15 protein-coding genes and 3 pseudogenes are annotated in these 17,089 nt (G+C 68.3%); 9 read left to right on the top strand and 9 right to left on the bottom strand.

Annotated elements, in window-relative coordinates; all coding sequences use genetic code 11:
• The coding region (locus tag J4557_RS40770; RefSeq protein WP_208272182.1) for a M24 family metallopeptidase at positions 1–170 on the top strand (170 nt) is incomplete at its 5' end.
• Between the two features lie 218 nt (positions 171–388).
• Here the strand turns inward: J4557_RS40770 and J4557_RS40765 are convergent.
• Positions 389–694 carry a hypothetical protein gene (locus J4557_RS40765; RefSeq protein WP_208272185.1) on the bottom strand — a complete coding sequence of 102 codons (306 nt, stop codon included), beginning with the start codon at positions 692–694 and terminating at the stop codon, positions 389–391.
• On the opposite strand from J4557_RS40765, the gene J4557_RS40760 reads away from it, so the two are divergent.
• From J4557_RS40760 to J4557_RS40750, 3 genes and pseudogenes are all read left to right on the top strand, one after another.
• Entirely contained in the window at positions 693–929 is a 237-nt protein-coding gene (locus J4557_RS40760) for a dTMP kinase (RefSeq protein ID WP_243777143.1), read from the top strand. The genes J4557_RS40765 and J4557_RS40760 overlap by 2 nt on opposite strands.
• A gap of 408 nt (positions 930–1,337) precedes the next feature.
• Positions 1,338–2,706 (top strand): annotated as a pseudogene (locus J4557_RS40755) (IS1380 family transposase).
• Positions 2,707–3,246: 540 nt separating this feature from the next.
• Positions 3,247–3,573, top strand: a complete 327-nt coding sequence (locus J4557_RS40750; protein WP_208272175.1) for a hypothetical protein — start codon at positions 3,247–3,249, stop codon at positions 3,571–3,573.
• Between the two features lie 809 nt (positions 3,574–4,382).
• On the opposite strand, the gene J4557_RS40745 is transcribed toward J4557_RS40750, so the two are convergent.
• From J4557_RS40745 to J4557_RS52325, 5 genes and pseudogenes are all read right to left on the bottom strand, one after another.
• Positions 4,383–4,592, bottom strand: coding sequence for a hypothetical protein (locus J4557_RS40745; RefSeq protein ID WP_208272174.1), 210 nt, complete (start codon positions 4,590–4,592; stop codon positions 4,383–4,385).
• A gap of 632 nt (positions 4,593–5,224) precedes the next feature.
• Positions 5,225–5,488 (bottom strand): histidinol dehydrogenase, encoded by a 264-nt coding sequence (locus J4557_RS40740; protein ID WP_208272173.1) that lies wholly within the window; start codon positions 5,486–5,488, stop codon positions 5,225–5,227.
• Positions 5,489–6,131: 643 nt separating this feature from the next.
• Entirely contained in the window at positions 6,132–6,482 is a 351-nt protein-coding gene (locus J4557_RS40730; RefSeq protein ID WP_208272172.1) for a MerR family transcriptional regulator, read from the bottom strand.
• Between the two features lie 10 nt (positions 6,483–6,492).
• Positions 6,493–7,251: an SDR family NAD(P)-dependent oxidoreductase gene (locus J4557_RS40725; RefSeq protein WP_307800499.1), complete on the bottom strand. Its 759-nt coding sequence runs from the start codon at positions 7,249–7,251 to the stop codon at positions 6,493–6,495.
• A 411-nt stretch (positions 7,252–7,662) separates the two neighbouring features.
• A pseudogene (locus J4557_RS52325) lies at positions 7,663–8,115 on the bottom strand (transposase); the annotation flags it as partial.
• Positions 8,116–8,165: 50 nt separating this feature from the next.
• Here J4557_RS52325 and J4557_RS40715 point away from each other — a divergent pair.
• Positions 8,166–10,271, top strand: a complete 2,106-nt coding sequence (locus J4557_RS40715) for an ISAzo13 family transposase (RefSeq protein ID WP_208272171.1) — start codon at positions 8,166–8,168, stop codon at positions 10,269–10,271.
• 15 nt (positions 10,272–10,286) lie between these two features.
• Here J4557_RS40715 and J4557_RS52320 read toward each other — a convergent pair.
• A pseudogene (locus tag J4557_RS52320) lies at positions 10,287–11,060 on the bottom strand (IS256 family transposase); the annotation flags it as partial.
• Between the two features lie 207 nt (positions 11,061–11,267).
• Entirely contained in the window at positions 11,268–12,545 is a 1,278-nt protein-coding gene (locus tag J4557_RS40705) for an FUSC family protein (protein WP_208272170.1), read from the bottom strand.
• A gap of 438 nt (positions 12,546–12,983) precedes the next feature.
• On the opposite strand from J4557_RS40705, the gene J4557_RS40700 reads away from it, so the two are divergent.
• The 4 genes from J4557_RS40700 (at position 12,984) to J4557_RS40685 (ending at position 16,627) form a co-directional block, all read left to right on the top strand.
• Complete coding sequence (locus J4557_RS40700) at positions 12,984–14,660, top strand: FAD-dependent oxidoreductase (RefSeq protein ID WP_307800498.1); 1,677 nt, start codon at positions 12,984–12,986, stop codon at positions 14,658–14,660.
• A gap of 52 nt (positions 14,661–14,712) precedes the next feature.
• Positions 14,713–15,393, top strand: coding sequence for a DUF1345 domain-containing protein (locus tag J4557_RS40695; protein WP_208272168.1), 681 nt, complete (start codon positions 14,713–14,715; stop codon positions 15,391–15,393).
• Between the two features lie 407 nt (positions 15,394–15,800).
• A complete protein-coding gene (locus J4557_RS40690; protein WP_208272167.1) occupies positions 15,801–16,358 on the top strand; it encodes a hypothetical protein in 558 nt (185 codons plus the stop codon).
• On the top strand, positions 16,352–16,627 hold the full coding sequence (locus J4557_RS40685) for a hypothetical protein (protein ID WP_208272166.1): 276 nt from the start codon (positions 16,352–16,354) through the stop codon (positions 16,625–16,627). The genes J4557_RS40690 and J4557_RS40685 overlap by 7 nt, the downstream gene beginning before the upstream one ends.
• Here J4557_RS40685 and J4557_RS40680 read toward each other — a convergent pair.
• Positions 16,622–17,089: a thioredoxin family protein gene (locus tag J4557_RS40680; protein ID WP_208272165.1), complete on the bottom strand. Its 468-nt coding sequence runs from the start codon at positions 17,087–17,089 to the stop codon at positions 16,622–16,624. The genes J4557_RS40685 and J4557_RS40680 overlap by 6 nt on opposite strands.

Below are 17,089 nucleotides of genomic sequence, written 5' to 3'. Positions count from 1 at the left end.
CATCGGAGGACCAGACCGTCTTCGAGCCCGGCATGACCGTGTCCGTCCAGCCTGCCATCTACCTTCCGGGACTGTACGGCGCGCGGATCGAGGACGTCGTCGTCTGCACCGACATCGGAGCCCGCCGCCTGAACCAGAGCCCTCGCCTACTCACCGTCACCGACCGCTGACCGAGCGTCCAGGGGTGCCCGCGGTTCGTTCGCGTCGGGTCCGCGCCGCACCGCGGGCGATGTCCTGGGGTGCACCGATCGTGGTGAGGGCGGCGACTCCGCCGGGGGAGTCGCCGCCCGGTTGGACGAGGTGGCTCAGGAAGCCGAGGGCTGTGCCCGGGGCTTGAGCGGGACCGTATCCGCGGCGGTGGGCTTGAGGATCTTGAAGGCGTGCACGGTCAGGCCGCCCAGGGCCAGGAGAGCGGCGACGAGGGGGAACAGCCGGCCGGGCGTCCAGTCGGCGTCCAGGAGCCGTCCGGCGACGGCGGGGGACAGGATGGCGCCGATGACATCCCGGATTCGACGAGGAGCTTCGACGTCCAGCTGGTGACGAAGTAGAAGCCGAACATCACCAGGAAGAAACCGGCCCAGGTGAGCAGGGTGTTGCGGCGCATGGAGGGCGTGAGGATCTGCGCGAGCCACGGTGCGAGGGGGGCGGTGTCGCGGGCGGCGGGCGGCAGGTGCTCGATCGCGGGGTGGCACATGGCGGTAGCGCTCGCGGTCGCCGCCGAACGGCCCGCCCACGTGGCCGGCGAGATCGAACCCGCACTGGCCGCGGGAAAGGTCGTCATCAGCGACCGCTACCTGCCGTCCTTGCTGGTCCTGCAACGGCTCGACGGGCTTCCTCTGGCGGAGATCTGGTCCTACAACGCCTTCGCGCCGCGTCCGTTCCTGACCGTCTGCTGGAGGAGGATCCCGCGGTCATCGCGATGCGGTTGAAGGAGCGCCAGGTTCTCAGCAGGCTTGAACGGGCCGGCTCGCCGACCTGTGAGCTGGAGTTGTACCGCAAAGCGTACGCGTTTCTGGGGCGGCGACGCTGGCGGCAAGCGCGCATCGACTGCCGCGGCCTGGCACCCGATGACGTCGTGAAGGCCATGCTCGGCCGCATCGAACTGTTGAGCCTCTGGAAAAGGAACCCCCAGGCACAGCAGATCAGTCGATCAAGGTCGATGGAAGTACTACATCGGGGGAGTGCGGACCTCGACGTCCGACACCCTGCGGATTAACCTCGGCTTTCACCGGACAGCGAGTCGGGAGTGACCGTTTAGACAAGAAAAGTGCCCTCGAGCTGGGAGGATAGGGCTTGTCGAAGGTCCTGTCCGCGCCAGTCCAGAAGGCACTTTTCACGTGAAGACTGCAGGTCGTCATGCCAGGCTCGCGGTGTCTTCGGACGGGGCAGGGATCGTCGGGCAGGCCGGCGGGGTGCTGCTTACTGAAACACTTCGTGCGACCGGGCTCGATCAGGCGCTTTCCGCCGGCCTGGAACGCTGGCGCTGGCCGCGGGCGATCCATGATCCGGGCAAGGTCGTCGCGGACCTGGCGATAATGCTTGCGCTGGGCGGGGACTGCCTGTCCGACATCGCGGTCCTGCGGGCCGAGCCCGAGCTGTTCGGGCCGGTGCCGTCCGATCCGACGGTGTCGCGGCTGGTCGCCACCCTGGCCCAAGCAGGCCCGCAGGCGCTGCGGGCGATCCGCAAGGCCCGCTCGTCCGCCCGTGCGCGGGTCTGGGAGTTGGCTGGCGAGCATGCTCCGGGCACCGGCGGCATCCTGATCCCGGTGGATCTGGACGCCACGATCGTGCTGGCGTACTCGGAGAAGGAGAATGCGGCCCCGACGTGGAAGCGCACCTTTGGGTTCCATCCGATGACCGCGTTCATCGACCACGGCCCCGGCGGGACAGGTGAGGCCGCCGCGCTGGTGCTACGGCCGGGCAACGCCGGATCCAACACCACCGAGGACCACATCGCCGCTGGACGTCTGGCCCTGCAGCAGATCCCCATTCACCTGCACAAACAAGTGCTGATCCGGACCGATGCGGGGGCGGCACCCACGGTTTCCTCGACTGGGTCTCCCGCCGGCGGCTGAAGTACTCGATCGGATTCAACCTGACCGACGACGTCTGCGCCGCGATCCTCGCCCTGCCCGAGCACGTGTGGCAGTGCGCCTACGACGCCGACCGCAGGCCCCGCCCCGGGGCGTGGGTGGCCGAGCTGACCGGCATGCTCGACCTGACGGGCTGGCCCAAGGGCATGCGCGTCCTCGTCCGCCGCGAACGCCCCCACCCCGGCGCCAACTGCGCTTCACCGACATCGACGGGCACCGCTTCACCTGCTTTGCCACCGGCACCCGACCCGGCGGGCAACTCGCCGACCTGGAGCTGCGCCACCGCCACCGGGCCCGCTGCGAAGACCGCATCCGCTGCGCCATGGACACCGGCCTGCGCAGCCTGCCCCTGCGCAGCTTCGCCGCCAACCGGATCTGGCTCGAACCCGTCGCGCTCGCCACCGACCTGACCGCCTGGACCCAGATGCTCGCCTTCGCTGATCATCCAGCCCGCTGCTGGGAACCCAAACGCCTGCGCCTGCGCGTCTTCTCGACCGCCGCACGCCTGGCCCGCGGCGGCAGACGACTCCGGCTCCGACTGGCCCGCCACTGGCCCTGGACCGGCCTGATCGTCTCGGCGATTCGGCGCCTGCAGATGCTCCCGGCACCCTGACCAGCACCCACCGCCCCATCAACGTTAGGGAGGAGAACCCCCCCGGGCCCGTGGAACCCCGCCCACCCGACGCGACAGTCGGGCCCAACTGCTGTCCCGCCGCTGAAAGCCAAGAGCCGGTTGGGTCGCTCCGCGACCCAACCGGCCTCACGAAAAATCGAGGTTAGCGCCATCCACAAACATTCCCTGACCTGGCCACGCCTCTTCTGCACCTCCACCGCCGTCCGAAGGTGTCCAGCGTTGTTGTTAGCTTTCGCGTTAGCGCGCGGACCGTCCCTGAGGGCGCGCTCGCGCGAACGGCGGGACGGTGTGACAGGCGGCTTCGCGCGGGCGTGCCCTCCCGCGGTGGGCTGGGGGCGCGAGACCCTCGCCTCGGGCACGTCAAACCGCCCTGGTTGTCGTCAGAGTCCTTGTCGTCCCGAACTATGGGCGATCACGGCTCCCGGTCCAGAAGCGCCAACGGGCCGTCTTGAAGCCTTTCAGCCACCGAGACGCGAAACCATGGTCGGCGCGTGCCGGTTGCGGTCGCACCCTCTGGACATGGATGATCAAATCATGGGTCTTGGACTGGCTCCGCACACAATCGCCATCGTGGCGATCGTCGCCCTCATCGTGCTCCTTGCGCTCCTGAAGGCGATTCGTCAGGAGCATGTCGAGCACGATAGCTGGCGGCTGGTTTCCGCCGAAGTGGAACAGATGGGACTCTCTGAGATACAACGACTCCTTCGGCGGGGTCTTATGGCGCCCCATCCGCGGTACTGGCAGGTCGTCGAGGAGGGATTGGTCGGGTTCCGCCCCCGCGACCGTAACGAGGAGTTGCAGCGCCAGCGACTGCTTCAGGAGGTCCGGCTCCGCCTGATGCCGTAGCGGAAGGTTGGCTTGGGGCTTGCCAGCAAAGTGCTCTTGCGCTTCGGAGTGTTTCATGAACCAGGTGGCCGTGACCGGGCTGCGCGACGAAACCGGACGAGACAGGCCGCATGCCCGGCGCGCAGAGGTCGGGCGCGACCGTCCGGCGCCCCCCGTCCGCGGGACGCCCTTGAAGACGTAATGACAGTTTTGGTCGGCGTTGTTGGACGTCCAGACCGAGTGCGGCAGGTGGGCCTGGCCGCGGTGGTGTTGGCAGGTTGCCGGTCGGCTGTTGGCCAAGTGCCGGATCGACGACGGCGCCGAGGGGTTCGAGGACCTGCTGAAGCTGCTGGCCGAGGATCTTCCCGCGGCGGCGACCGCCGCGCTCTGCACGCCCCCACTGACCGCCGAGAGCCACCGATGCCTGCTGACCCGCTCCCCGAAACGACGCTGCCGCCGCCGCCCGGCGGCGCCAAGCGGGTCGCCGACCCGTGTCCGACCCGTGTCCGGCGTGCGGGCGGTCGCACGCCCTGCACATCGTGGAACGCCTGATCGCCGATCCGCCGCCCGGCTCGTACTCGCTCGCCGAAGTGCAGACACGTCCGCCGCCCGCCCCGGTGTCGTGCTGACATCCCGCGCCCTCGGCCCGGCCGGCCCGCACGCCGCCTTCAAACGCCATGACGCCTCCTCACCCAGAGAGAAGGAACCACCGGCCCCGATGAGCGACCACACCCTCGAGGCCGCCAGCACGGCGGCCGTCCCGCCGGCGGACGGCCCGGCTCGCTGGACGATCACCCCCGCGATCACAACCTGGCAGGGCCGGCCGTGACCTACTTGGCGTCCACCGGCTCCCAGCCCGCCACCATCTGGAACCCGCCGTCCTGGAGCTCGACCGGGCCTTCGACCTGGTCGGGCTGCCAGCGGACGCGGTCGAGCAGATGTACCCCCGAGCTCGGGCCGGGAGGCGAGCGGTAGATTTCCGCGGATACACCGCCGCCCGGCTCGCCGACCCCCTGCTGGCGCTGCCAGTCAACCGGCACAACTTGACGTCCTGGTAGCCCCGGACTCGGCGGTGCTGGACTTTGCGCAGACGCACCAGGACGTGGAGCCGGCGCACCGCGAGTTCGCCGCGGCGCGAATCGCCCACCGGGACGCTCCCGCCCGCCGGACGCCGGGCAGCGGCCCCGAACCGCCGCCGAGTGGAAGGCCATGCTGACAGCGGCCGCCGGGCTCGCCACGGCGCTGCGCCCCTACGGCCGGGCCCGCGTCGGCGCGGACTGACCCCGGCGGTTGGAGATCGCCTCGGAGGTGATGGCGGCCGGCGTCCGAGCAGGCCATTCCGGCTCGCCGCGTTGAACGTTGGCGCTGAGGACTACCTGCACGCTTCTCGCAACGCTGATACCGCGCGCGTATGCGCAGGACTGGACGAACTGGCCGAGCTCTGCGCCGGGCTTGACACCTCGGAGGTGTCGGCGCCCCGGGGCTTGCCAAGCGCGTATGTGAACTGGCGGTGGCTGGCCGGGCACGGCCCTTCCACCATCGTGCGGTCGCTGTCTGGCATCTCCAACGACCACACCGAACGCGGCGTGCAGATGACCCGGCCGCTGCCCTGGCAGACCCCGGACACCCTGACGGGGCTTCGGGACCGGGCTCTGCTGCAGATTCAGACGTTTCATCCGCGGGTGGGCCGCTCCAGCCGCTTCAGGCGCTTGGCCGCGGTTGCCTCGTGGGCGGGCATGAGGTCGGCCTGGGAGATGGTGACGACGTGCGGCGCGATCATGCGGATGCCCTCGTCGGTGTCGATCCGCTGCCAGGTGACCGTCTTCAGGAAGGAGGCGACGGACAGGCCGCCGGTGTAGCGGCCGGCACCGGCGGTCGGAAGCACGTGGTTCGTGCCGATCGCCTTGTCGCTGAACGCGACGGTCGTCCAGCCCACTGCCGGACACCCCTCGCAAGATCTTCAGCAGTCTTCTAGCCCCGCACGTCGCCGTGCGCCGGGCGACATGGGTCGAAGCGGTCGTCGGGCACGGCCGCCAGTCGATCGGGCGGAACTCGACGACGGGGCAGGCCGGCCAGTCGCGGGCGATGGCCAGTGCCTGGTCGAGGTCCTCGACGTCGACCTCGGCGTAGCCGGAGACGACCTCCTTGCCCTTCACGAACGGCCCGTCGGTGACGACCGGCCCGGCGCCCTCGAGCCGCACCGTGGTCGCGGTCTCGGCCGGTCGCAGGTGAGCGTGGTGGGTGATGTGGGCGGCGTGATCGGCGAACCACCGCCCGACTCGCTCGAACGCCGCCTGCCGCTCGCTCTCGGTCATCGCCTCCTGCTCGCGTGCGAACTTCTCGGTCTCGACGAACATCAGCACGTACTTCACGGTCTCGACCCGCGATCACCCGCCTGCAGGCCCTATCGGGTCCCTGAACGGCACCAACTCGCCCCAGCGCCCAGGAAGGACACAACCGGGCCCGTGGAACCCCGCCCACCCGACGCGACAGTCGGACCCAACGACCGCATCTGTCACTGACAAACAAGGGTCGGTCGGGTCGCTCCGCAACCCGACCGACCCTGTGAAAGATCGAGGCTAGCCTTCGGCTTGGGCCAGTACGTCGACGAGACGTTTGCGGACGACGTCCAGCGCGGCGATCTTCCCCTCGACGTCGGTGAGCTTCCGGGCGATGACCCGCGCGCTCGCGGGACAGAGGGGACCATCGGCGATGTCTTGATCGAGACAGGCCAGGAAGCCATGGACGTCGTTGGCGGTGAGGCCGAGTGAGAGCAGCAGTTTGATGTTGCCCACCCGGCCGATCGACGTCTCGTCATACTCCCGGTAACCGTTCGGCAATCGCCGGGCCTGGAGCAAGCCCTGCTGTTCGTAATACCGCAGTGCGCGAATGGTGGTTCCGGCTTCGTTCGCCAGTTCTCCGATCAGCATTGCCCTATCTTCATCCAGCCGCACTCAGCCCGCCGTCGACACGAATGATCGTACCGGTGAGGTAACCGGCCTCGGGGCGCGTCGCGTTCACGATCCACCAGGCGATCTCCTCCGGCCGAGCGATACGCCCGAGCGGGATTCGGGCCTGAAGCTCCTTGCCCGCCGCGGCGATCTGCTCGTCGGAGAAACCGGCATGGCTCAGCACCGGTGTCGCCGTTATCCCCGGGGCCACGGACAGAACACGAACACCGCGCTGCGCGAGTTCGACAGCCCACGTGTGGGTCAGGAAATCCAGAGCCACCTTCGTCGATCCGTAGACCGAGTTGTTCGGCCAGCCATAGTGGGGCGGGTTGGACGTGACATTGACGATGGTGCCGCCGGCCTCCAGATGCGGCAGAGCATGTTGGGCGAGGAACACTGGAGCCAGAAGGTTCGTGGCGAGCTGCTCCTGGGCGATCTTCCGATCGATCGCACCGAGCGGAGCCGGACGAGTGATCGCTGCATTGTTGACCAGGACATCGATGCGGCCGAACGCCTCCAGCGTTGCGGCGACGATGTCGGCGGGCGCGTTCGGCTCGGCGACATCGGCAACGAACGTCCGAATGCGCGGATGGTCCCCCGCTGTCTCCGCCAAGCGTCCGGCAGTCCGGCCGACGATGAGAACCTCGGCGCCCAAGGCCGCGAACTGCTGCGCCGTCGCTTGACCGATCCCGGTGCCTCCACCGGTAACCAGCACTGCTCGGCCATGAAGGGTGTTCGTCTCTTCCACGCTCGAGACGCTAAACCCTGACCTCGGCGTCAAGGTCAAGGACCGGGCCGGTATCGGGTACTCAACCCGGTGAACGTTGGTGGTCAGTGCCCTGAGCCGTGTCGATGCCGACGTTGACCGCAGCGCGCAGAGTGGTGGAGTCGGTGGTCGAACTGCCTGGCGGTCGGAGCCCCACTCCAGGAACGAGCCGAAGGTCACCGGTCCCCGAGCCAGCCGTGATCTGCGCGAAGTCGCGGCGGTTCAGGTGGTGGCGGCAGACCGCCAGGAAGGTGACGCCAAACCGGCGGCGGCCTGCGCTGAGCGCCGGTCCCACCCCGCCTCCGCAACCACCAGCCAAAGAAAGTGCCACTGCGCTCACGCCGACCTCAATGGGACTGTCTGAATGTTTGTGGGTGAGGTGGTGATCGGCCTTCAGTTCAGGGTGATGCGGTCACCGTAGTGCAGCGACAGCGCGTTCAGCGCTGCCTTCCAGTCAGGGGTTTTGCCGGTCACGTTGGGCCTGCCTTTCAGCGGTTGGCGGATGACCAGGTAGAGGACCTTGAGGGCGGCCTGCTCGGTGGGGAAGTGCCCGCGGCGGCGGGTGGCTTGGCGGAACCGGGCGTTCAGGCTTTCGATCGCATTGGTGGTATAGACGATCTTGCGGATCTCGGCCGGGAACGCCAGGAACGGCGTGAAGGTCGGCCAGGCGTCCCGCCACAGCCGGACGATTGCCGGATAGCGGTCGCCCCACTCGGTTTCGAACTGGGCGAACCGCTGCTCGGCGGCGGTCTCGGTCGGGGCGGTGTAGATCTGCCGCAGGTCCTTGGTGAGCCGGCTCCAGTGCGCCTTGGAGGCATACCGCAGCGAGGAGCGGACCAGGTGGACTTGTAAGGAAACAACACGGTGCGTCTTGGTTTCCGGTTCGATGGGTCGGTATGGCCATCTCGGGCGAGGTTCGCGACCAGCTTGCGGCGCGGTTCGCGGTGTTGTTGCCGCATTTGAACGAGCGTCAGCGGCGTCTGGCGCTGGCGACCGAGGCCCGGTTGTTGGGGCATGGGGGTGTTCGGCTGGTCGCGCGGGTGGCCGGGGTCAGCGAGACCACCGTCCGCAAGGGCGTGTTCGAGCTCGAGTCCGGGGTTGATCCGCTGCCCGAGGGGCGCGTGCGGCGGACGGGCGGGGGCCGGTTGCGGGCCGAGGCCGTCGATCCGCGTCTGCTGCCGGCGCTGATGGCCCTGGTCGAGCCGGACGAGCGCGGAGATCCCGAATCGCCGCTGCGGTGGACGACGAAGTCGCTGCGGCATCTGGCCGCCGAACTCACGCGCCAGGGGCATCGGGTGGCCGCGCCGACGGTGGGCCGGCTGCTGAAGCAGAACGGGTTCAGCCTGCAGGGCACCGCCAAGGTTCTGGAAGGCGATCAGCATCCTGACAGGGACGCCCAGTTCCGCTATATCAACGCGCAGGTCAAAGACCATCAGGCGGCGGGCGAGCCGGTGATCAGCGTGGACGCCAAGAAGAAGGAGCAACTCGGGCTGCTGCCCATGAACGGACGAGAATGGCACCCACGCGGCCGGCCGGTGCAGGTCGAGGACCACAGCTTCTGGACCGGCCCGAACGTCGAGACCGTGGTCCCTTACGGGATCTACGACATGGCCTCCAACATCGGCTGGGTGAACGTCGGGGTCGACCACGACACCGCGGCGTTCGCGGTCGCCTCAATCCGCCGCTGGTGGCAGGCACGCGGTCGCCTGGACTACCCGGAGGCGTCTCGTCTGTTGATCACCGCGGACGCGGGCGGGTCCAACAGCTACCGCTACCGGCTCTGGAAGGCCGAGCTGGCCGCGTTCGCCGCCGAGAGCGGGTTGACGGTTACGGTCTGCCATTTCCCGCCGGGCACCTCCAAATGGAACAAGATCGAGCACCGGCTGTTCTCCCACATCACCATGAACTGGCGCGGACGGCCGTTGACCAGCCATCAGGTCGTCCTGAACACGATCGCGGCGACCACCACCTCGACCGGCCTGAAGGTCGAAGCCGTCCTGGACCCGGGCTCCTACCCGACCGGGATCGCGGTCAGCCGCGACCAGCTCCAGGCCCTGCCGATCACCGCGCATACCCAACACCGAGCCTGGAACTACAGCATTGCGCCGCTCGGCGCCGCCGTCGCCCCACCGCGCGCAGACCAGCGAGCCGCAGCCCGCGCTCAAACCCTCGCGATGCTCGCCGACCCCCGTCTGACCGGCATGAGCAGCGACGAACTCGACGCGCTGCGCTCACGGCTCGCTCCGGCCCAGCAGGCCCGGGCCGAGCAGCACCGCTACGTACTGCGCGGCGGCCGACGTGTCGCCACCACCGGCCGCAGCCGAGCCCTGCTCTCGGGCTCCGACGAGGTCCTGATCACCGTCATCTACCTGCGGCAGCTCTGCCCACAGAAGGTTCTGTGCGATCTGCTCGGGATCAACCCGGTCACAATCGGCCAGGCGATCAAAGCCACCCGCCGACTCCTGGACGAGGAGAAGATCAGCATCACCCCGACCGTCGTCCGCTACTTCACCCGAGCCGACGACCTACGCGCCTGGATGACCGGCTGCGATCCTGCCGCGCACGCCCCGGCGCACCCGACCCGCCACGCCTTGACCGACCCACGTCTGACCGGCATGAGCCGCGACGCGCTGGACACCCTGCTGGAGAAACTGATCGTGCCCTACGCCGCCGCGATCGAACAGCGCCGCCACCGCCAACGCGGCGGAACGCGACGCCCCGGCACCCGCGGTGGAGTCTTCCGCCAGAAGATCACCGACGGCGACCGAATCCTCGCCACCATCCTCTACCAACGCCGAATCTGCGCCCTCGACACCCTCGCCGAACTGTTCGACATCAGCCGCAGCACCCTCTGGAACGCGATCAAAGACGTCCTGCCCGTCCTCGACAGCCACCACCCCGCCATCAACCCCGCCGATCACCGCTACGCCTCGGCCGCCGAGCTGCTCGCCTCCGCCGGCGCACCACCAGAGCCTCCCGGCCCCGAAAAACCAGCATGTTGATTCTTGGCGGCCACGGTGCACCACGCACTGCTGGACGGTGGCCTGCGGCCAGATCTCCTCGATCGCCTCGGGCAGGCCCTTGAGGCCGTCGCAGCAGGCGATGCACACGTCCTGCACGCCGCGATTGCGCAGTTCGGCCAGCACGGTCATCCAGTGCTTGGCGCCCTCACCACCGGTCCCGACCCACAGTCCGAGCACGTCCCGCTCGCCGTGGCAGTTGATGCCCACCGCCACGTAGACCGGACGGTTGGCCACCTGACCCTCGCGGATCTTGACGTAGAGGGCGTCGATCAGCACGACCGGATACACCGCATCGAGCGGCCGAGCCCGCCAGGCCTCCATCTCTTCCACGACTTTGTCGGTGACCCGCGAGATCAGGTCGCGCGACACCTCGACCTGATAGATCTCGGCCAGGTGCGCGCGGATCTCCCCGGTGGTCAGGCCCTTGGCATACAGCGAGGTGATCGACTCGTCGAACCCTTCGATCCGGCGGGCGTGCTTGGGCACGATCTGCGGCTCGAACACCCCCGCCCGGTCCCGCGGCACCTCGATCCGCACCGGCCCGACCTCGGTCGACACCGTCTTTCCCGAGGTGCCGTTGCGGTGGTTGCCGGACGGGACGGCCGGGCGTTCGCCCCGCTCATAGCCCAGATGATCGGTCATCTCGGCTTCCAGCGCGGCCTGCAGCACGGTCTTGGTGATCCCGGCCGGCAACCCGTCCGGCCCGACCAGCGACACCCCCTCGGCCCTGGCCTTCGCGGCCAGCTCAGCAGTGAGCTGGACCTCCAGACCACCAGCGGTCTCGTCCTCGTCGTCGTTGGACACGTGTGATCCTTCCCGGCTGGGGCATCGGCCCCAGCCTTCCGGATCACCACCCCACCCACACGATCTTCAGGACAGTCCCGCTCGCGCGGGAGAGCGATTCTGGTGACGACCGGGTTCGGGTGCGGGCCTGTCCGGCTCTTCGCTCACTGTCGCTGACACGGAGGGGTGTCGTTAACTTCGCACTCCCCGGGTGCGCGGTCGAGTGGACGACCAGGTGACGCGTCGATGCGTCGACGTTGGCGCAGTGAAGCGGCGCCTGCGGGCCTGGACACGCCTGTTGCCGCGTCGCGTTCGGGGCCGATGTTGTCGTATTCCCCGGCGGGGGCGCAGTTCGGTTCGGATGCGGTCGAGGTGGACGAGTAGTTCGCCGTGCAGGGGCCAATGCGCTGCGTCAGTGTGCAGCCGGTGGCTGAGTTCGATGTGGTCGCGGTGTGCGGTGGTGAGGTGCTGGCTGAGAGCGTCGTCGAGGTCATTGGATCCGGTGGAGATCTGCTGCCTGATCAGCCGACCGTAGGTTCGGATGGCGGCTGCGAGGTGCCGCATGGTTTCGGCTAGCAGTGTTCGAGTGGTGGTGTCGGTCAGGTAGTCGTCATGCGTCCGCGCATCTTCGGTGTCGTTTTGGGTGGCATGGTCTGCCAGCGAGCGGGCGAGCCCGCGGATGTTGATCGCACAGTGCTCCAAGGTTTCCAGACTTTCGCGCAAGGCGATGATGGTGTCGATCATCCCGATGGCGCGCGGGTTGAGGCGGATGCTCTCCTCGGCTTCCTGGAGGGCGTTGCCGACCTGATGGATCTCGTCGTCCAGTAAGCGGGCCCGCACGAGCCACGTGTCGAACGGGGGCTGTTCGGGGTCGTGCTCGACGGTTTCGGCGATGTCGTCGAGGATGTCGGCCATGGTCCGGCTGAGATCTTCGATGGCTTCTTCGGCGTGTTTGATTTGAATGGGAGAGGCGACGAGGCCGGCTGCCAGGCCTGTGGCGGCACCGATGATCGTCTCGGTGATCCGTTCGATGGCGGCCGCCCGTGTGTCGAAAGACAGGATGAGCATGGCGCTGATGGGCACCTCGAGGAGGTAGTTGCCCAGCCTCAGCACGAATCCGCAGATCAGTGCTGCGGTGATGGTCAGTCCCAGGCTCCACCAGGTGAACCGCACCTCGCTTGACAGCAGGACTGCGACGAGCACGCCGGCGACAACGGCGACCAGGCGCTGCCAGGCGTGCCTCAAGGTCTGGTAAAGGGTGGCTTGGAGGACCAGCAGGGCGGTCAGGGGAGCCAGCAGCGGCCGGGAGGTGCCCAGCGACCAGACGGCGAGTTCGTAGGCCACCACGGCCGTCAGAACGAGCCGGCCGATCATCGCGGCATTGGGCCGTCCTCGGAAGCGCTTGAGGTGTAGAAGGACCGGCGAGGTGGTGGTCTGGATCGTCGTTCTGATCCCCCGGCTTTCGCTCACGTCAGGTGTATGCCCAGGTCGAGCCGTTCCCGATGCCCTGGGGAGCGGGTTCGTCAAAGATCTGCTCGGTTGAGGGATGTGGGCGTGCCGCAGTGATCGGAGCCTGGGCCATGAGAGTGGAACGGCAGAAGGCGGAGCGCCATGCCATACGGCCAGCGCCTCGCTCGGATTCCTGATCGAGATGGGTATGGGAGCCGTGAAGAGGCGGCGGGGGGTGGAGGTCGCTCGCCGATGCCGTCACCGGCGGTCGGCTCAATCAGATCTTCAGTCGATTGCCGGGCGGGTCGCGTCGCCGTTCGGACGGCCCGGTGCCAGTTGAAGATCTTCGTCTGTGCTGAGGGGCCGGTGCCCGGCGGTGGGCAGAGGAAAGGGGCTGTCGGGTTGTCCGGTCGGCTGAGTCGGATGCCTGCGGAGGAGGGTGCTGTGGAGGAGGGTGCTGTGGAGGAGACACCGGATGCGAATGGGGCGTTTCCCAGGCTCAACGATGCGCAGATCGAGCTGCTTTCGGAGTACGGCGGTGTCCACCAGCGCACCCACGTTGGCGATGTGCTGTGCCGGACGGGGGAGTCCTGGCCAGGCTTCTTGGTGATCTTGACCGGCCAGATCGCCGTCGTCGACCGGCCCGCTGAGGAGGCTGCTGGGGGACCTGGTGATCGGGAAGCCGGGGATGGGAAAGCCGGGGATCGGGACGGCCAGGGCGGGCGGCCGGGCTTGGTCACGGTGCATGGCCCGCGGCGTTTTCTCGGCGAATTGGGTCTGCTGACCGGGCAGCGGTCGTTCGTGACCGCCGTGGTCCATGAGGCGGGGGAAGTGCTCGCGGTGCCGGTCGACGGGCTGCGCGAGTTGATTGCCTGCGACCCGCCTCTTGGTGATCTCATCTTGCGTGCGTATGTGATCCGGCGTTCCATGTTGATCGGCAGCGGCACCGGGTTGCGCATCGTGGGGTCCCGGTTCTCAGCTGACAGCCGACGGCTGCTGGAGTTCGCGGCCCGCAACCGTTTGCCGCACCGATGGATCGATCTGGAGGACGACCCGTCCGGCGAGACGCTGCTGCGCCATTTCGGGATCGCGCCGCAGGACGCCCCGGTGGTGGTGTGGGGGGCGGAACGGGTGTTGCGTAATCCCAGCAACGCCGAATTGGCCCAGGCCGTCGGGCTGACCACGCCGGCCTCGCCGCCGGACACCGATCTCCTGGTGGTGGGGGCGGGGCCGGCCGGTCTCGCAGCCGCTGTCTACGGCGCTTCGGACGGGTTGACGACGATGGTGGTGGACGCGGTGGCCACGGGCGGACAGGCGGGCACATCGCCGCGGATCGAGAACTATCTCGGCTTCCCCGCCGGAATCGCGGGCGCTGATCTGACCGACCGCGCGACACTTCAGGCCGATCGGTTCGGAGCACGTGTCAGAATCCCCGCGAAGGCGGTGGATCTGGAACGGCGAGATGGGCTGTTGGTGGTGGGGCTGGCGGACGGGGAGCCGGTGCGCGCCCGCTGCCTCATCATCGCCACTGGTGCGCGCTATCGGCGGCTGGACGTACCGTGTCTGCAGCGGTTCGAGGGAACGAGCGTGTTCTACGCCGCCACCGTGATCGAGGCCCAGGCATGCCATCCCGGACCGGTCGTGGTGGTGGGGGGCGGCAATTCGGCCGGACAAGCCGCGCTGTTTCTCGCCCGACACGGTTCGAGAGTCACGTTGCTGCTTCGTGGTGGTGAGCTGACCGCCAAAATGTCGCTATATCTGGTGGAGCAGATAGAGCGCGCCGAGACGATCGAAGTACGGCGGCACACCATTGTCCGGGAGGCCTGCGGAGACGGAACACTGCGCGCGGTGGTCACCGAGGACAACCGCACCGGGGAACGTGAGACGGTGCCGGCGCGGGCGCTGTTCGTGTTCATCGGCGCTGTGCCGCATACCGGATGGCTCGCTAGGCATCTGGAGTTGGACGAGCGCGGGTTCGTGCGGACGGGGCCGGGCACACCGCTGGAGACGAGTTGGAGGGGCGTGTTCGCGGCCGGTGATGTCCGGAGCGGGTCGGTGAAGAGAGTCGCCTCGGCCGTCGGGGAGGGCGCCATGGCGGTTCAGATGGTGCACAGGCACCTCGCCCGAACCGGCTGAGGTCACCGGCCGGCGTTCGCGACCTCGGTGCTTTTGACGATTGGGGGGCGAGGTGGGCGATGAGGTCGACCCGTCCGTTGAGGATAACGGGGCCGAACCTCCCAAGCGGTTCCTGTCGATCCGCAGGCTTGTGCTGTCGCTGGGAGCGGGTGTCGTCGGCGGTGCCGCGGCCGCCGTGCTCGGGGCCGGGCACGTGAGCCTGCTGGTCGGGTGGGTGCTGGCCACCGGCACGATCTTGACATGGGTGTGGTGGCTCAGCTGGCCGCAGGGTCCGGAGGACACCAAGTCTCTGGCCGAGGCGGAGGGGGACGCCCGCTCGACCGACACGGCGGTGCTCCTGGCCTCGGTGGCCAGCCTGGCCATCGAGGCCGACGCCCAGATCCGCTATGCGGGTCGTCAGGACGCGCTCTCGGTCACGGCGGTCATCCTCGTCGTCCTTGCGGTCGTCCTGTCCTGGGCGCTCGTGAACACCGTGTTCGCGTTCCGATACGCCCGCCTCTACTACGAGGGCGCCGACGGAGGCATCGATTTCCGGCAGACTGCGCCTCCCTCCTACAGTGACTTCGCCTACATGGCCTTCACCCTCGGAGTGGCGTTCGCGGTTTCGGAGAGCCAACCCGCCGACACCCGGATCCGCCGAACCGTTTTGGGGCATGCCTTGCTGGCGTATGCCTTCGGCACCGGGATACTGGCGGTTGCCATCAGCCTGGTCACCGGGATCGGGCAGGGGTGACGAGGCAGCTCTTCAGACAGGGCCGAAGCCAGGGAAAGCGATAGGACGGGGGACTGGCCGACCAGGACGTCGGCCGGGTGCTTCGCCTCCACCTGCTCGTCGGCCGTCAAGGCGCCGGGCCCGGCGTCGGCCTCCCATGCCACCGGGACCGCCGAACGCTTCCGCATGTCGTCGGGCAGCGTCTCGGCGATCTGATGCACGATCTCCAACGGCAGCCCAGGATCAGCCGCGAAGCACCACGCGCACCACGTCTTGGCCGGCCAACCCGCCGCTCCCCCCGATACGAACAGTTGAGGCCCTACCCGGAAGAGGTACCTAAAACCTCGTCCGCGACCGCCGTGCTCCGGGCCCTTCGACCGAGCCGGCACTCCGCGGGGATTCCCCCCGGTAGAGCTTACGACGTCGCCGTGTTCGTGACCGACCTGCCGCGTCGTTACAGAACTCAGCCGATTCTGGCGGAAGTGAGCAGGCCCGAGAGGATCGCCTTGTTGTCGCTTCCCGCTCTCGGCTGGTTCCATCGGCCGAGCCGGGCCCGCCGCGGTGTGGTGGATCTGATCGCATTGATTCATGACGGGACGCCGCCGAGGTTCGCCCGGGAGTACACCGTCCGCCGGGCCGGTCCCGGACGGCGGCCTGAGCAGCGGTTCGTGACACCGGGGCTGCTGGGTCGGCTCCGGCTGCTGTGCGGCATGATCCGAGCGAACCGTCCCTGGCGGCTGTTCGCCGGCCTGTCCAAGGCGTTGGCCGGGGTGCTGGCGACTGCGGCTTTCGCGATGGTCAACGCCACCATCTGGAAGATCATCGATGCGCTCGGCCCGATCCGGCAGGCGGTGCTGGCGGTGCCGGCGGTCGCGGCCCTACTCGGGGGCTCATCATCGACCACGAGTTGTGGGAACGCCCCGGCGGCGTCATTAATCGCCAGCGTGCCAGGCTGTACAACGCCGTCACTCTGGCTACGTTGCTGATCGGTGTGCTGTGCCCTTATGCGGCCGTTTTCGTGCTGACGATCATGCTGGTGCCGGTGGTGCTGACCGGCGACGCACTGCGGTCCAGCCTCGACCACGGGACCGGCTGGGGTTTCTATCTGTCGATGGCCTGGCTCACTATGTCCATGGGCATGGCCGGTGGTGCGCTCGGGTCGGGGTTGGAGGACGAGTCGGCCGTGCGTGACACTGCGTACGGGGTCCGTCAACGCAGCCGCCTGGAGCAGCAGAGGAAGCGACACAACTCATGATCGGGGCCCGTCCCGCTGTTCACTGTCGGTGACCTTTTCCGTCACCCAGGCGCGGATCTGGTCGGCTGGTGCCCCGGCGGGCAGCCGTGACACCAGTTCGCCGCGGTGGAAGACCATCAGGGTGGGAACGTGTCGAATATCGAACTTTTTGGACAGTCCTGGCGTGTCATCAACGTTGATCTTGACGAGTTTCATCCTGCCCGCCAGATCTGCGGCGATGCGTTCGAGGGCGGGGCTGATGCGCAGGCACGGAGCGCACCACGGGGCCCAGAAGTCGGTCACCACCGGCAGTAGGGCACTTTCGACAACCTCGCTGAAGGTGGTGTCGTCGGCCTCGGCGATCCAGGCCAGGGGCCGGTGGCAGCGGCCGCATCGGGGCCTCCCGCTGGCCATGGCGGGCAGGCGGTTGCGGGCCCCGCAGGCGGGGCACGTGACGACGTCGGCGGCGAACCGGGTGGCCAT

Origin of the sequence: Actinomadura nitritigenes (assembly GCF_017573545.1) — a bacterium.
GTDB lineage: Bacteria > Actinomycetota > Actinomycetes > Streptosporangiales > Streptosporangiaceae > Spirillospora > Spirillospora nitritigenes.
Note: the sequence above shows the minus strand (reverse complement) of the source record. Positions and strands in the feature narration are given on the sequence as shown.